The following is a 14,677-nucleotide window of genomic DNA, read 5'->3' on the forward strand; positions in this document are numbered from 1 at the left end:
AATGATTGTCCTTTTCTTGCCATAAAAAAATCCCCTCCAGATAAAACAGTATTGAGTCCATCATATCAGATGGACTCTTTTTTTACTGTCTACCTATAGGGGATAATACCACATATAAGAGAGGCTTTTTTACTTTTTAATTAATGTACCTAATTCTTCTGTAATAGCTTGCATTTCACTAATGCTGAATGTTTCACGTTTCATAACATGATCATAAATGTCACGTAAATCTTCGTACATTTCTTCGTTAAAACTAGCAGCTCTCATCGCTCCAGCATTAACCATACGTAATTTTTCTTTAATAGCTTCGACCATGTATTCAACGTTTTCTTCTGACTTTACGGATAAATCCACCGAAGTGTCCCCCTTTAAAATAACATAAGGCTATCTTAACATTTTTTATCATTTTCGTTAATGAATCTTTTCAATCCTATTAAATTAGTAGGGATTTCCTTTATATTTCATAATTGGTTGTTTATACTATAAGTATATATGAAGAAATGCACCAAGAAGGGAAGAAACAAAAACATGGTTCAAGTATTGTTTGTTTGTCTTGGGAACATTTGCCGTTCTCCAATGGCAGAAGCGATTTTTCGAGATCTTGTCGTAAAAGAGGGACTCGAAGAGAAAATTGTCATTGATTCTGCAGGAACTGGAGATTGGCATGTTGGCCATCCGCCACATAAAGGAACACAAAAAATTTTAAAAGAAAATGCAGTCACTTTTGAAGGAATTAAAGCAAGGCAAGTAGAAAAAGAAGACTTAACAAAGTTTGATTATATTATTGCCATGGACAACAAGAATATAGCAGATTTAAAAAGTTTAGGTAAAACTGGAGGCTATATTGGTAGGCTGTCCGATTTTGTTCCAGACGGTGGCTGGACAGACGTTCCCGACCCTTACTATACAGGGAATTTCCAAGAAGTATATGACCTTGTAACAGAAGGGTGTGCAAAGCTATTAGCTTTCATTCGAAATGAACAAGGAATATGAGGAAGCTTAGAAAGAAATACTTTCTAACATAAGAAATGAAAGGGTGAAGGAATATGGCAAAGAAAAATAATATTGCTCGAAACATTGCGATTGGTGTAGCTGCAGGTGTAGCTGTATCTATGTTGAAGAAAGAAAATCGTGAAAAAGTAAAAAATACAGCAGAAAAAGCAAAAACAAAGATGATTGAAATTGGCGAAAATGCAAAGATCAAAGAAAAAGTGCAAACTGTTACAGATAAAGGACGCGAACTTGCTGATTTCAATGTGGTAAAAGCGAAAGTAGCAGAAATTAAAAAATTAACGCCATCTGTTGTAGAGACGTTAAAAGAAACGAAAGAAATTTTTAGTAAGAAAAAAGTTGAGCCAGAAGAAAAGCCAGAAACGATTGAAATTCAAGCTGTATCTCCAAAGGTAGATGAGCTGAAAGCAGAAGAAGAGCCAGTAGTTGCTGAAGATGGTGGTATGAAAGAAGCGCGTGAATTATTTATAAAAGACTCAAATGCAGTGGAAAAAAAAACTGAAGCGTACATTGAGTTAAAGCAAGATAAAGAAGAGAAGAAAAGCGTTTAAACATATATGAGAAAAATTTTAGAAAAGGTGAGAAGAAATCGTACTTATTCGTTTGGTAAAGATTTATATGACCGGACGATGCGCGATGATGTAGCGGGCTTGGCAGCACAGCTCGCTTATTTCTTCTTGCTTGCAATTTTTCCTGGGCTCGTTTTCTTAATTACGCTTCTTGGATTTATTCCCATTCAAACAGAGGATGTGCTTAGTTTATTAGAGGTTTATGTACCAGATGATGCAATGAACTTAATTGAGGTAAATGTAGATAAAGTTGTAAACCAGCAAAATGGTGGTTTATTATCATTTGGTTTATTATCCATGTTATGGTTTGCCTCAAATGGTGTTAATGCGGTTATGAATGCTTTTAACCGCGCTTATGACGTGAAGGAAACACGTTCTTTTATTACAACAAGAGCGTTATCAATTGTGTTTACATTAGCTATTATTTTTATGATTGTCTTTGCGTTAATTGTTCCGGTATTCGGACAAGTTATTGGAGCAGCAGTGTTTAAAGCACTCGGTTTATCAGATAGTTTTTCTTTCGTATGGAGCATTACACGATTAGTAGCGAGTTTCTTCGTGCTATTTGCTTTGTTTAGTTTCTTATATACATTTGCACCAGATCGAAAGTTAAAAAGAAGAGAAGTTATTTCAGGGGCGTTATTTGCTACTGTAGGATGGATTGTGGTATCGTACTCATTTGCTTATTATGTAGATAAGTTTGCGAATTACGCCAATACATATGGTGGTCTCGGTGGTATCATTATTTTAATGTTATGGTTTTACTTAACTGGATGGGTAATTTTACTTGGCGGTGAAATTAATGGTTTACTCCACCATTATAGAACCGGTGACAATAATTCCCGTAATGAATAATGAGCTCTTGTTCCATAATAAAAAGGAACAGGGGGGATATTTCATGAGTAATAATAAAAAGAACCATAATAATAAAAGTAATAATAAACAAAAGAGCAGTTCGCATCCAAAGCATAAAACGAGTAGCAGTGCGAACGGTCATAATAGCTATCATTAAAAAAAACGGGTCCTCTATGAGGGACCCGTTTTATTTGCTTCCTTTTAATAATCGTAAGCCATTCAAAATGACAAGAATCGTACTTCCTTCATGGCCAATAACACCGAATGGAAGAGCTAAAAATTGCAAGAAGTTTGAACAAATTAGCATGGCAATAACGGCTAGCGAAAAGATTACGTTTTGCTTCACAATACGATTCATTCGTTTTGATAGACGGATTGCTTGAGAAAGACGAGATAGTTCGTTCTTCATCAGTACAACATCCGCAGTTTCTAAAGCTACATCTGTTCCTTCTCCCATTGCGACACCAATGCTAGCAGTAGCTAGTGCAGGTGCATCATTTATACCGTCTCCGACCATTGCTACTGTACCGTATTTTTCTTTTAATTTTTTAATCGTTTCAACTTTTGTTTCTGGTAAGCATGATGCGTAATATTCCTTTATATTACTTTCAGAGGCAATTGCTTTTGCCGTTTCTTCATTATCTCCAGTAATCATAATTGCTTCGACACCAATGCTTTGTAAATCACGAATAGCAGCTATTGTTTCTTGGCGAAGCGTATCTTTTAAAGCGATAAGTCCAAGAATGCCTCCCTCATCACTAATATAAACGACAGTTTTACCTTCCTTTTCAAGTGAGGCAGAAATACCATTATGAAATGTTTTTGTTTCTTCACCGATAAAATCAGCTTTACCTATTTTATAAGCGTTGTTTTCGAATATTCCTTTTAGCCCAAAACCAGTTACATCTTCAACCTTTTCTGGTTTTTTTAATGTAATGTCGTACGCATGTTGTGCATATTTAACAATAGATTCAGCCAAAGGATGTGTAGAGTGACTTTCAATTGATGCTGTAATAGAAAGTACTTCTTTTTCTGTCATATTTTCTCGAACATATATATCTGTTACGGTAGGTTTTCCTTCTGTTAATGTTCCTGTTTTATCAAAGGCGATTGCTTTTACTGAAGCGAGGCGTTCTAAATGTATGCCACCTTTAAAGAGAATTCCATTTCTTGCTCCGTTAGAAATTGCAGATAACGTTGCTGGTGTAATGGCAGCAACGAGCGCACAAGGAGATGCGACTACAAGTAAGATCATAGCGCGATAAAACGTTTCATTCCAGCTCCAGTCAAGTAAGAAATGAGGAACGAACATCATAAGCGCAACAACGAGTAGTACACCTTTTACGTATGTTCCTTCAAACTTTTCGATGAATAGTTGTGATGGTGATTTTTCACTTTGTGCACTTTGTACGAGACGGATAATCTTTTGGAATAATGTTTGATCGCTCGGCTTCGTAATTTTAACTTCGATAGCACCACGTAAATTTACAGTACCTGCAAATACTTCATCGCCATGTCTTTTCTCATTTGGAATAGGTTCTCCCGTGATTGCTGCTTCATCAATATTTGTTTCACCGTTATGAATCGTACCGTCAGCAGGAACACGTTCACCTGGTTTAATTAAAATAATGTCGTTAATTTGTAACTCTCCAACAGGAATACGTTCCTCTGTTCCGTTGGAAATGCGTAATGCTTCTTCGGGTTGTAAGTCAAGAAGAGCGGAAATTTCTTTTTGGCTCTTACTTAATGTATAAGATTCCATAGCACCGCTGAGCGCAAAGATGAAGATTAAAATAGCCCCTTCTGCCCAGTAGCCAATAATTGCAGCACCGATAGCTGCAAAGAGCATTAGCATTTCAACATTTAGCTCTTTTTCTTCAATCGTATCTTCAATTCCTTCTTTCGCTTTTGCATATCCACCAACTATATAAGCAAGGATATAGCAAGTAATACCTGCATTCATTGCATCGTTCTTTGTGAATAGCCAGCCAGCTAAAATAAAAATACCAGATGCCAATGCAAATACAAGTTCATAATGTTTTTTTAATGTATCCCATAAAGAGGGATGAGAAATTGTTTCTTTTGCGTGTAACGTTTTTACTTCTGAGTTCATTACTACTCGCTCCTTCCGAATTCTTATTGAGAAAAATAATCAAAATCGAAACCCCTATAAAACGACGAAAGCTGCCATCCATAATGGATAGCAGCATTTCTGTTGAATCTGTTTTTAATAGTTATTATGTTGTAATTATTCTATAGTATATCATATGTTTTTATGAGATGGTACGGTTTTGTTTCAAGTATAAACGGAAAACTTGTGTTTTCGCAATTCCTTTGGTATATATGAATATTGTTCATAAAAAGGTCGGAAAGGAAGACAACAAGTGAAGACAGAGAAATTTTTTACCCATCCGATTGGCGTATTTATTGCTGCAATAGTAGCAACTTTTTTATGGGGAAGCGCATTTCCTTTTATTAAGTTAAGTTATGCTGAACTTGGAATTCAACCACAAGAAGTTGGAGAACAAATATTATTTGCCGGTTATCGTTTCTTGTTATCTGGAGTCATGCTCTTATTATTCTTTAAAGTGTTAGGAAAAGATATGAGCTTCAAAAAAGGAACGGGGAAACAGTTAATACAAATTGGTTTATTCCAAACGTTTCTTCAATATATCTGTTTTTACATTGGAATGAGTTATAGTTCAGGAATTGAAGGAGCTATCATTTCAGGGACATCATCATTCTTTCAAATTTTACTCGCCCATTTTTTATATAAAGATGATGCTCTCAATATAAGAAAAATAATTGGGGTATCGATTGGTTTTTGTGGCGTCGTTTTAGTAAATGTGCCGAGTGATGGTAGCTTATCATTTCATTTTGGAATCGGAAGCTTATTACTTCTTAGTGCAGCAATGCTGTATTCATATGGAAACATATTAGCAAAAGAAGGTAGTAAAACATTAGATGTTGGCTATATGACAGCATACCAAATGATGTTTGGTTCTATAGGATTATTATGTATAGGGGCTTTACAAGTTGGAGTCATGCCATTTACATTTAGTCTACATGCACTACTTATGCTGATTTATTTATCTTTCTTATCTGCAGCTGGTTTTTGCATTTGGAATACAATTATGAAGTACAACAAGGTTGGAAAAGTATCTATGTATATGTTCTTTATACCCGTATTTGGTGTGTTATTATCGAGCATGATTTTAGGTGAAGCAATTCATTCATTTGTGCTACTCGGTTTAGCATGTGTAGCCGCGGGAATTATTGTGGTAAATCGGACGCCAGCTAAGCAAAAAATAGAGAAAGAAAAACAAGTAGCATAGAAAGCAGAAAAGCGATTACAATGGAAGAACAGTACTGTTCTTCTTTTTTTATAGAAAAAGGATAATAGACTAAGTGTAACGAAAAAAGATACAAAAAGCATTTATTGAGGAGAACATATTATGAATCTACTTTACGTGGTGTTAATTGGGCAAATACTTCTTTTTTTAATTGGTGCAATTTATGCAATGCGGCAGACAAAAAGAACGAAAGATAATATGCCGTTACCTTTAGCAATCCGTCTTATTCTTAGTTTTTCTTTAACAGGTAGTGCAATTTGGATATGGTTACAAGATCCATCTGTAGAGTATAGTACGTGGGTTGCACTTGGTATGACTTTATCGACTGTGGGAGATTTGTTTATGGCTGGGCTGATTCCAATTGGTCACAGGTTAATTGGAGGGATGGTTACTTTCGCTCTTGCTCATTGTTTTTATGTAAAAGCATTTTTGCAAACAGGAATTTCGTGGAATGGTTTTTGGATTGGTTTACTCGTATATGGGCTCTTTCTAATTGTAGGATGGTTCTTCTTTATCCGAAATGATAAACAGGATAAATTGTTTACGATAGGAGCTTTAATTTACGGATTGTGGGTTGGAGGAATGGCTTGCTTTGCATTCGCCTTATATTATGAAAATACAGGAATATGGTGGATACCAGCGTTTGGTGGTTTACTGTTTGTGATTTCTGATTTTATTATTGGCGTGACAGATATCGGAGGGCGTAAATTGAAGTATGAGCCACTTTGGATTTGGTTTACATATGTAGCTGCTCAAATGTGTATTGTATATGTGGGATTATAAAAAGATACTCTCAAAATAGCGGATAGACTATTTTGAGAGTATCTTTTTTGCTTGTTTAATTTGATCAGTATTACCATTTTGAAATTTCTAATATTATAATTTTATAATTCAGAATTTTGTAGAAAAATATCGGTTGTATTATTTATAATAAAAGTAAAAAGATGATGAGATGGTGAAATGATGCAAAAGAAAAAACGTTGGCGTGAATTCTTTGGAACTATTGCAATTGCATGTTTATTGGTGTTTTTGGCGAAAATTTTTGTGTTTTTCCCTACGACTGTAAAAGGAGCATCTATGAGGCCAACGTTGCAAGATGGAGATAAGGTAATTGTTAATAAGTTAGCAAAACAATTTGAAAGCTATGGGAGAGAAGACATTATTGTTGTGAAAACAGATAATTTTTATGTCAAAAGAGTGATTGGATTATCTGGAGATATAATTGAGATGAGAAATGATCAATTATATGTAAATTCTGAAGTGAAAGATGAAGAGTATTTGGATAGTAATAAAAAACAAGCAGAAAAAAAACTTATGAATTTAACAGAGGACTTTGGACCGATTACAGTTCCTAAAAATAAGATTTTTGTTATGGGAGATAATCGCTTAATAAGTAAAGATAGTAGAAATGGTTTAGGTTTTATTGATAGAGAAGATGTGTTAGGAAAGTTAGCAGGCATTTATTATCCGTTTGAACATATGAAAATAATAAAGTAAAAAACCAAGCAAATTTTAGTTTGCTTGGTTTTTTTGTTAAACAGTAGGAGATTCGTTAGATACGAACATATCTTCATGTTTCTTTGTAGTACTTAAAACGAATTTATGTTGTAGCAATTGTAGTTTAAATAACGCCAAAGGATCATGATATGTTTCTGGATTGCTTCTTAGCGTTGCTAATGTTTGCTCGTCTTCCTTTATCTCAAGTTGAGCTGCATCTACATTTTGTTTCAATATATTAAGTGGATCTTTGAAGAACATCATGATATCACGTTCTAATGCACCTTCAAATACTTCAAATTGAAGGAAGAATTGTTTTGAAATTGTGTGAGCAATTTCTGTATAGTCTTCTGTTTCAATATATTGTTTATATTTGTTGGCGAGCATAGATTGGTTTTTTTGCATATTACCAAATAATTTTCCGGCACTTTTTAAGAAAAACTGTGTCGGTGTAAAGCGTAATAAAATATTGATGTTCGTTACTGTAATTCGATTTGTCATTCGTACAACATCTCGATTCCAATCATCTAATAATTTGAAATCGCAAGGAAGTTTCATACGTTCTTCTTTATATAATTTATTAAACGTTTCACTCATTTCATCTAAATAAGCTTGAGCTTGAATAAATTCATTATGTGCTGTTTCAATCCATTCTTGAATAGACCCAGTAAATTTAGGAAGAAGTACCTGTTGTACATGCTTTTGAACTCGTTCATTCATTGCAGCATTTAATTCTTCATGAACTAATTTGAAATCACTATCTTCTTGAACAAGATCAGAGCAGCTCTGTAATAATTCAGGAATTTGAGAATGTATATCTCGTGTAATTTCTTCTTTCGTTAAAAGATAGGATTCGGTAATAGAACGAATTTTATCTTTTTCAAGAGCAGTAAGGTTATTAATAAATCCAGTAAGTTTCACTGAGATGTGTTTATTCCAGCGTACGGATTTTACTAATGTATTTTCTAATTCCACACGTTCATTTATGAGATAAGCAATTGTCTTTTGCGTAAACCATATTAGCTTTTCTATACGTTCTTTTTCTATATCGCGTTTTGCAAGATTAGAAAGAATAGATTCTGTTACATCTCCAAGTTGCTGGCTACTCTCTTGCGAAGGAGAGTATGGGAAGAATTGTGCATCTGGAAAATGTACTTTAAGTTTACTAATTAGTTTTTCATCAGTAGTCGTATTATTTGTGTGTGATACGAAGTGAATTTGTAAGTTTGGTACTTGTTCACGTAAATAAATTAACGTATCAATTTCTTGACTATGCAATGGTGAAGAAGAATTTAATACGTATACAAGGCTATCTGCTGCTTGTAAGTATTCAAAGTATGCATTGTTTTTATCCAATTGTCCTTGAATAGATGGTGTAATAAGAAATGTAAACTTATTTTTTCTTAAAAACCTACTTGGTAGCTTAATTTCTATACATTTTTTCTCAAGTTCTGACTGAGCAGATGTAGCCGTTATTTGATGGAATTCATCAAGGTTAGGGATATTTCTTATATCTAACTCGGTAAATTCTGTTATTTCAGTTTGACTAGCGTCTTTAAATAGAATAGGAGTTGTTAAAGTTTCAGTTAAGATGTTCTCTCCCAATATTGAATTAACAAATGATGTTTTATCATGGTCACTAGTTCCAGCTATTAGTATTGGTGTGACATTTAAATCACATAGTTCATGGACGAGTAGCGTAAATTGATGACTTAAATCTACATCATTTTTCTCAGCCCATACAGCGATTGTTTCGAATAAATGAGAAACTGTTTCCATATTTACATCTGCTTCAGCTGATGTATTAGAAAGTAAGGATCCAGCACTTTTTACGAGTAATGATTCTAAAGTTGTAGGTGAGACTTCATTCCATGCTAACACTGCTGCAGAGACAACTAGAGAATCTTTTGCTTTCGTTAAACTGAACCAATTTGTTAATAAATTTGGTACAAGTCCGTTTAATTCATGCATAAAATGATTTCCGGTAATTAATGCAAAGTATGTTTCTTGGTAGCGAGTAGAGATTTCATTCCAATCGTCATTATTGTCTGTTTCAATATGCAAGAATAAATGATTAATACTTTGAATCCAAGGAAGGTATAAGGATTCATGTTGATAGCTATTCCAAAGAGCAATAACAAGTTCTTTAAATTGAGCTTGATCAACAGCATATAGAGCTTTTAAAGACTCATAGAAATATTCAGGCTTAATATTTTTTGTAAATCCTTTGTTTATGTAAGTTATTAACGTATCAAACCAGTGTAAAGATTGTGTTCGGATACCTTCTTGAACAGCTAGTTCGATAGCGTTGTTCCAATCTTCTTGTTTTTCATAGAAAGAACGTGCAATTGCAGTAATATTTGGGTAGTCCGGTTGGAATGCAACAGCTTCACTAATCGTCTTAAAAGCGAGTCCTAAACGATCTTGTTCGATATAAAGAGAAAGAAGTTGTAAGGAAACCTCCATCGTAAGAGTCGTATCTTCCGTTTGAATAGATTGATAAATTTCTTCTGCCTTTGGTAAGAATCCTAGTTCAAAATAAGCATCTGCAATATTTTTTGTCGCCCAAAGTGCAAGAGCATTATTTACTTTTTCCCATTTAAATATAGCTGCTTCAAAATCTTTATTTTGATAATAAAATTCACCTTGAGCAAATCGAATATTAGAAATGTTGGAGAATTCATTTTTAGATTCATTTATATATGCTTCACCGAGTACTTCCGATGCAGGAGTAGAAGTTTCTTCTGTTAAAAATGTTTTATAGTAAACTTTTTGAATAAATTGATTTTCAATGGTCATGTTCGTTCCCCCCTGTATAATTTAGAAAAATGATGTTGTATGTAAAAGGGTGTATGTTCTTTTAATAGGTAGAAGTTGCATTATATAGACCAAACTATGTTTTTGCTAGATATATCATTTTTCTTGAGAGTTAAACCGTTGCGAAAAGTAACTTTCCTTTATTGTAACAAAAAAACACGCATATGAATTTTTATTTTTTATCGGGTTATTTGCGGGCAATAAGAATCTAATCTCAAAATTGGTGAATGTAAGTGAGTTATGTGGAGTCGGGATGTCTGTAAAAGCAAGATTGGCATAGGTTAATAATTAGTAGAGGATGAACAAAACTCCCACTGAGTAAAGTTTTTCTTTATCTCTGTTAAAGGAAAGAATAGAAGTAGAGTTCATTATAAAAACAATGTATAGTGAATATGTATACCATGTTTGCCTTAAAGATAGAAAGGGTACAATGTGGAATAACGACCGTGCATAGGATGTGTCTTCCGAATGGAACAACATATTGGCGAGTTAATCGCGCATTATGGCTATTTTGGAATTGTTATAGCTTTGGCTGGTGGGATTGTCGGATTACCGATACCAGACGAGTTTTTATTGACCTTTGTTGGTTATAATGTTTCAAAAGGAGTTATGTCAGGAACTGCTGCTTTTTTAAGTGGGCTGGCTGGTGCGATGTTAGGGATCACGTTAAGCTACATATTAGGTTTAAAACTTGGGCTCCCTGTTTTAAAGAAATATGGGCCGAAAATTAGAATTAAAGAACATCACATTGAAAAAACACATATTTTATTTGAAAAATATGGGCCATTTCTTTTAATGATTGGTTATTTTATACCGGGCGTACGTCATTTAACAGCATATTTTGCTGGGGTATCAAATTTGACACTTTGGCGTTTTTGTTTGTACGCTTACGGTGGTGCGCTCATTTGGATAAGTGTTTTTATTGGGCTTGGCTGGAAGTTAGGCGAGAAGTGGCGCTTCGTTGAGTATAGTTTACATCATTATGGAATATGGATTTTATTAATTTCAGCCGTTGTTACATGTGTTGTATGGTTGTACATAAAGAAAAAGAAAAACCGCTAATAGCGGTTTTTTTAGCTGAAAGCAATAAATAATACACCAGCTGTAATAAAGACTACACCAACACCGGTCATAAAGTTTAACTTTTCACCGAGGATAATCATAGCGAGAATGATAGAAAATACGACGCTTAATTTATCGACAGGAGCTACTTGTGAAACCTTTCCTGTTTTGAGGGCAAGAAAATAAAATAGCCATGAAGAAGCACCTGCAATCCCACTTAATGTGATAAATAGCAGTGCTTTTTTATTTAGCAGTACGTCACCGATATTTTGAAATTTACCTTGTATGATAATAACGCCTATCATAAATAATGCCATAATAATAGATCGAATTGTTGTTGCAACGTTTGCATCGATGCCGTCTAAACCAAACTTTCCAAAAATCGATACAAGGGCAGCAGCAATTGCTGATAATAGTGCAAATAAGAGCCACGAACTCATAGTAAAATTCCTCCAATCTTACAGTATTATACATGAAAATGATTCTCATGTATAAAGTTGAAGCAATTGAGCTTATAGGAAGCACGACTTCAACTTAACTTCTTGCTCCACCTGAATTTTAAGGTGGGAGTTTTACTGCCTGTAAATAGTGGGCTAAATAGCGAAATAATCCCCACCTTATATTTTTAATAAGGTGGGGATTATTATACTACTCTGCAATTTCCTCATATAAAAAGTACGTTACATTATAAATATGTTCTACTTCATCGTCTGTCATAAACAGTAATTCGTCACGCTCAATCCCTTTTTTCTTTTCAATAAACTCAATCATGTTTTTGCGTTCTTCTCTCTTCATCAATTTTATTTCTCCTCTCAATCTGTTTTAATACAGTTTATTTAAGTTAATGCTATTATATAACAGAATCTTTAGAAAGTTCCACCTATTTTATTGTTTTTTTCAAAAGAACTTTTCGACAAAACAAGCCCACCTAAGGGGGGCTTGTTTTATTTTATAGTCGTAAAAACTCAGGCTCCGTCGTACCGGCACCATCGATGTAATAAATTGTGTCGGGGTTGATTTTTATCAATACGTAATTAGGGTCTTCAGGGCCGAGTAACCAACGTTTTAAGCTATTATTCCAAAACTTGTTTTTTAATGTCGAGTCTTCCTCAATTGAAGCCAATCCTTCAACTTCAATATAATCTTCATCTAATTTTTTCCCTTCTCGTCCGAGTAGTACATGGACATTAGGATTTTGTTCAATATCTGTTATCTTTTTTGATTGTCGATCTGTTGCAACATACAGTACAAAATCTTCATGGAAAAACATCATAAAGGCGCTATGAGGTTTCTCATTTCGTACTGTAGATAATACACCAGTACGTTGACCTTGAATAATAGTTGCGATTTTTTCTTTTAAGTGCATAATTTTAACCCCTTTTCACAATTTATAATTCTGTCTGTTTAAACAAGATAATTTAAATATCTTTCATACTGTTTTCTTCAATCCGATTTTTTAAACGTAATTGTGATGAAATCGGACAAGTTAGGAGAAGAATAATAATAATATTGAGGAGAAATACATACGATGGAAGGATGAAAAACATGTTTAATAAAATATTTCTTATAGTAGCGCTTATAGGTGTGCCACTATCTGTACTTGGAAAAACACTTCATTGGCCAGAAACAATTATGTTCGCTGTGTATTGTGTTACGATTATCGCATTAGCTGGTTTTATGGGTAGAGCAACAGAGAGTCTAGCAATTGTTTCTGGTCCTAGAATAGGCGGATTATTAAATGCTACTTTCGGTAATGCTGTTGAACTTATCATTTCAATTTTTGCACTTCAAGCAGGGTTAATTGAAGTGGTGTTAGCTTCTTTAACGGGATCTGTACTTGGAAATTTATTATTAGTAGGAGGGTTATCCTTCTTTGTTGGAGGTCTTAAATACAAAAGACAAAGTTTTAATGTATATGATGCAAGGCATAATTCAGCTTTATTAATATTTGCTGTTGTTGTGGCCTTTGTTATTCCAGAGATCTTTTCAATGAAGATGGACGCTGGCAAGACGTATCAATTAAGTATAGGTGTTTCTATTATTATGATTATCATGTACCTTGCTGCATTACTATTTAAGTTAGTTACGCACCGTGGTGTATATCAACATAAAAGTGACGAAGTAGCGCATGAAGAAGAGCCAGAGTGGTCGAAAGGGAAGGCGCTACTTATTTTAGCGATAGCAACACTAGCGGTAGCTTATGTGTCAGAGGCACTCGTGCATACTTTTGAAACTGTTGCAAAGTCATTTGGCTGGTCAGAGTTATTTATAGGGGTTATTATCGTTGCAATTGTTGGGAATGCAGCGGAACATGCGTCTGCAATTATTATGGCTTATAAAAATAAAGTAAATATTGCAGTTGAAATTGCAATAGGCTCTACATTACAAATCGCCATGTTTGTTGCTCCTGTATTAGTATTACTATCTATGTTCTTCGCGCAAAGGATGCCTTTAGTATTTACCATACCAGAACTTGTGTCTATGATTACAGCCGTTTTCTTAACGATTGCGATTTCCAATGATGGAGATACAAACTGGTTTGAAGGAGGCACTTTACTAGCAGCGTATGTCATTATGGGAATTGGTTTTTATTTATTATGAAAAATAGGCATAACAATTGCGCTCAGAGAAAACAATAAACGAAGTAGTATATATACCTACATAGGAAGGAGCCAGACAGGTGAAACGAGTATACAGCATATGTCTTTCAACTATGGTCTCGTTTATTTTATTATTTCCTAACATGAGTTTTGCAAAGACAACAGTAGGAACAAAAATGCCTTCATCTGTTTTAAATATTTCAAAAGACAATACATTTCCAAATGATGCGCAAGATTTGCCACGTTTACAACCAAGTAAATTTGCTCAAGAGCTATTGAAAACGGCTAATATTAAAATTGAAAATCCAGACTTAATTCGGATGTTTAATGAAACGACAATTTCAAATGCGCCACTTGCAGTAGGGTATCGGGCAAAAATTTATTTAGGTCAATGGGCCTTACATTATGAATCAGTAGACACATCGATTAATTGGGAATATAAACAAGTGAATCGAAATGTGTATGATAATCGCGGAGGAGACCGTTTATATCCACTTCGCTATAAGCAAGAAACACAAAAGACGGTTGAAGGCGATTTAACAGCAGATATGAAAGATGCTACAGATGTGAAAAAAATGATGCTTCTCAAAGCACTTGAAAAAGTACAATTACCTCTTTCGTTTAAGACAACTATTGGTTATGGTACTGGACATGAGCGTGTGTATAATATTAGTCCGAGTCAACTTGGATATTTATACGCTTATACACCAGCAGTAAATGAAAAGGGAAAAGTAACATTTGGAGAAGTGTATCTTGTATTAAAGGGAAATCAAAAAAGACTTGTTGTGAAAAATATTACTTCTCAAGGAATTGGAGCGGCAATTCCAATTCATGATCATTTGTTTTTTAAATTTATTTCTTCTTCTCACTCGCAATAACATAAAAAACGTCAGCTTATAAGCTGACGTTTTTT

At 34.2% G+C, this 14,677-nt stretch carries 15 protein-coding genes; 9 read left to right on the forward strand and 6 right to left on the reverse strand.

Annotated features, from left to right (window positions below):
* Positions 1-129 precede the first annotated feature (129 nt).
* A complete protein-coding gene (locus tag MR136_RS25480; RefSeq protein WP_000366196.1) occupies positions 130-354 on the reverse strand; it encodes a DUF1128 domain-containing protein in 225 nt (74 codons plus the stop codon).
* A 174-nt stretch (positions 355-528) separates the two neighbouring features.
* On the opposite strand from MR136_RS25480, the gene MR136_RS25485 reads away from it, so the two are divergent.
* Genes MR136_RS25485 through MR136_RS25495 form a run of 3 tightly spaced genes read left to right on the forward strand, consistent with a single transcriptional unit; the run spans position 529 to position 2,435 of the window.
* Positions 529-993 (forward strand): low molecular weight protein-tyrosine-phosphatase, encoded by a 465-nt coding sequence (locus MR136_RS25485; protein WP_000250910.1) that lies wholly within the window; start codon positions 529-531, stop codon positions 991-993.
* A gap of 53 nt (positions 994-1,046) precedes the next feature.
* Positions 1,047-1,562 (forward strand): DUF4075 domain-containing protein, encoded by a 516-nt coding sequence (locus tag MR136_RS25490; protein ID WP_001085387.1) that lies wholly within the window; start codon positions 1,047-1,049, stop codon positions 1,560-1,562.
* A 6-nt stretch (positions 1,563-1,568) separates the two neighbouring features.
* A complete protein-coding gene (locus tag MR136_RS25495; protein ID WP_001226536.1) occupies positions 1,569-2,435 on the forward strand; it encodes a YihY/virulence factor BrkB family protein in 867 nt (288 codons plus the stop codon).
* 187 nt (positions 2,436-2,622) lie between these two features.
* On the opposite strand, the gene MR136_RS25500 is transcribed toward MR136_RS25495, so the two are convergent.
* The gene (locus MR136_RS25500; RefSeq protein ID WP_006927450.1) at positions 2,623-4,548 is read right to left on the reverse strand and encodes a heavy metal translocating P-type ATPase; all 1,926 of its coding nucleotides are present in this window, start codon (positions 4,546-4,548) and stop codon (positions 2,623-2,625) included.
* Positions 4,549-4,819: 271 nt separating this feature from the next.
* On the opposite strand from MR136_RS25500, the gene MR136_RS25505 reads away from it, so the two are divergent.
* The 3 genes from MR136_RS25505 (at position 4,820) to lepB (ending at position 7,285) form a co-directional block, all read left to right on the forward strand.
* Positions 4,820-5,770, forward strand: a complete 951-nt coding sequence (locus MR136_RS25505) for a DMT family transporter (RefSeq protein WP_000845697.1) — start codon at positions 4,820-4,822, stop codon at positions 5,768-5,770.
* Positions 5,771-5,890: 120 nt separating this feature from the next.
* Positions 5,891-6,571 (forward strand): lysoplasmalogenase, encoded by a 681-nt coding sequence (locus MR136_RS25510; RefSeq protein WP_001051080.1) that lies wholly within the window; start codon positions 5,891-5,893, stop codon positions 6,569-6,571.
* 177 nt (positions 6,572-6,748) lie between these two features.
* Entirely contained in the window at positions 6,749-7,285 is a 537-nt protein-coding gene (lepB, locus tag MR136_RS25515) for a signal peptidase I (RefSeq protein ID WP_000983310.1), read from the forward strand.
* A gap of 36 nt (positions 7,286-7,321) precedes the next feature.
* Here the strand turns inward: lepB and MR136_RS25520 are convergent, their stop codons facing one another.
* Complete coding sequence (locus MR136_RS25520) at positions 7,322-10,084, reverse strand: tetratricopeptide repeat protein (protein WP_017673778.1); 2,763 nt, start codon at positions 10,082-10,084, stop codon at positions 7,322-7,324.
* Between the two features lie 486 nt (positions 10,085-10,570).
* Here MR136_RS25520 and MR136_RS25525 point away from each other — a divergent pair, with 486 nt between their 5' ends.
* Positions 10,571-11,164 carry a DedA family protein gene (locus tag MR136_RS25525; RefSeq protein ID WP_103622108.1) on the forward strand — a complete coding sequence of 198 codons (594 nt, stop codon included), beginning with the start codon at positions 10,571-10,573 and terminating at the stop codon, positions 11,162-11,164.
* An 11-nt stretch (positions 11,165-11,175) separates the two neighbouring features.
* Here the strand turns inward: MR136_RS25525 and MR136_RS25530 are convergent, their stop codons facing one another.
* The 3 genes from MR136_RS25530 to MR136_RS25540 all read right to left on the reverse strand — a co-directional run bounded on the left by MR136_RS25530 (position 11,176) and on the right by MR136_RS25540 (position 12,530).
* A complete protein-coding gene (locus tag MR136_RS25530; RefSeq protein WP_000100295.1) occupies positions 11,176-11,604 on the reverse strand; it encodes an EamA family transporter in 429 nt (142 codons plus the stop codon).
* 208 nt (positions 11,605-11,812) lie between these two features.
* Positions 11,813-11,959: a BH0509 family protein gene (locus tag MR136_RS25535; protein ID WP_000817786.1), complete on the reverse strand. Its 147-nt coding sequence runs from the start codon at positions 11,957-11,959 to the stop codon at positions 11,813-11,815.
* Positions 11,960-12,113: 154 nt separating this feature from the next.
* Positions 12,114-12,530 (reverse strand): pyridoxamine 5'-phosphate oxidase family protein, encoded by a 417-nt coding sequence (locus MR136_RS25540; RefSeq protein ID WP_000550220.1) that lies wholly within the window; start codon positions 12,528-12,530, stop codon positions 12,114-12,116.
* Between the two features lie 179 nt (positions 12,531-12,709).
* On the opposite strand from MR136_RS25540, the gene cax reads away from it, so the two are divergent.
* Both cax and MR136_RS25550 read left to right on the forward strand, forming a co-directional pair.
* Complete coding sequence (gene cax / locus MR136_RS25545; protein WP_000482137.1) at positions 12,710-13,765, forward strand: calcium/proton exchanger; 1,056 nt, start codon at positions 12,710-12,712, stop codon at positions 13,763-13,765.
* Between the two features lie 79 nt (positions 13,766-13,844).
* A complete protein-coding gene (locus tag MR136_RS25550; RefSeq protein WP_031312282.1) occupies positions 13,845-14,642 on the forward strand; it encodes a YfkD famly protein in 798 nt (265 codons plus the stop codon).
* The last annotated feature ends 35 nt before the right edge of the window (positions 14,643-14,677 follow it).

This window comes from Bacillus cereus group sp. BfR-BA-01311 (assembly GCF_022664295.1).
GTDB classification, from domain to species: domain Bacteria; phylum Bacillota; class Bacilli; order Bacillales; family Bacillaceae_G; genus Bacillus_A; species Bacillus_A cereus.

Coding starts and splice junctions, on each gene's coding strand:
- MR136_RS25485 (WP_000250910.1), top strand. CDS start 529: ATGGTTCAAGTATTGTTTGTTTGTCTTGGGAACATTTGCCGTTCTCCA.
- MR136_RS25490 (WP_001085387.1), top strand. CDS start 1,047: ATGGCAAAGAAAAATAATATTGCTCGAAACATTGCGATTGGTGTAGCT.
- MR136_RS25495 (WP_001226536.1), top strand. CDS start 1,569: ATGAGAAAAATTTTAGAAAAGGTGAGAAGAAATCGTACTTATTCGTTT.
- MR136_RS25500 (WP_006927450.1), bottom strand. CDS start 4,548: ATGAACTCAGAAGTAAAAACGTTACACGCAAAAGAAACAATTTCTCAT.
- MR136_RS25510 (WP_001051080.1), top strand. CDS start 5,891: ATGAATCTACTTTACGTGGTGTTAATTGGGCAAATACTTCTTTTTTTA.
- lepB (WP_000983310.1), top strand. CDS start 6,749: ATGATGCAAAAGAAAAAACGTTGGCGTGAATTCTTTGGAACTATTGCA.
- MR136_RS25520 (WP_017673778.1), bottom strand. CDS start 10,084: ATGACCATTGAAAATCAATTTATTCAAAAAGTTTACTATAAAACATTT.
- MR136_RS25525 (WP_103622108.1), top strand. CDS start 10,571: ATGGAACAACATATTGGCGAGTTAATCGCGCATTATGGCTATTTTGGA.
- MR136_RS25530 (WP_000100295.1), bottom strand. CDS start 11,604: ATGAGTTCGTGGCTCTTATTTGCACTATTATCAGCAATTGCTGCTGCC.
- MR136_RS25535 (WP_000817786.1), bottom strand. CDS start 11,959: ATGAAGAGAGAAGAACGCAAAAACATGATTGAGTTTATTGAAAAGAAA.
- MR136_RS25540 (WP_000550220.1), bottom strand. CDS start 12,530: ATGCACTTAAAAGAAAAAATCGCAACTATTATTCAAGGTCAACGTACT.
- cax (WP_000482137.1), top strand. CDS start 12,710: ATGTTTAATAAAATATTTCTTATAGTAGCGCTTATAGGTGTGCCACTA.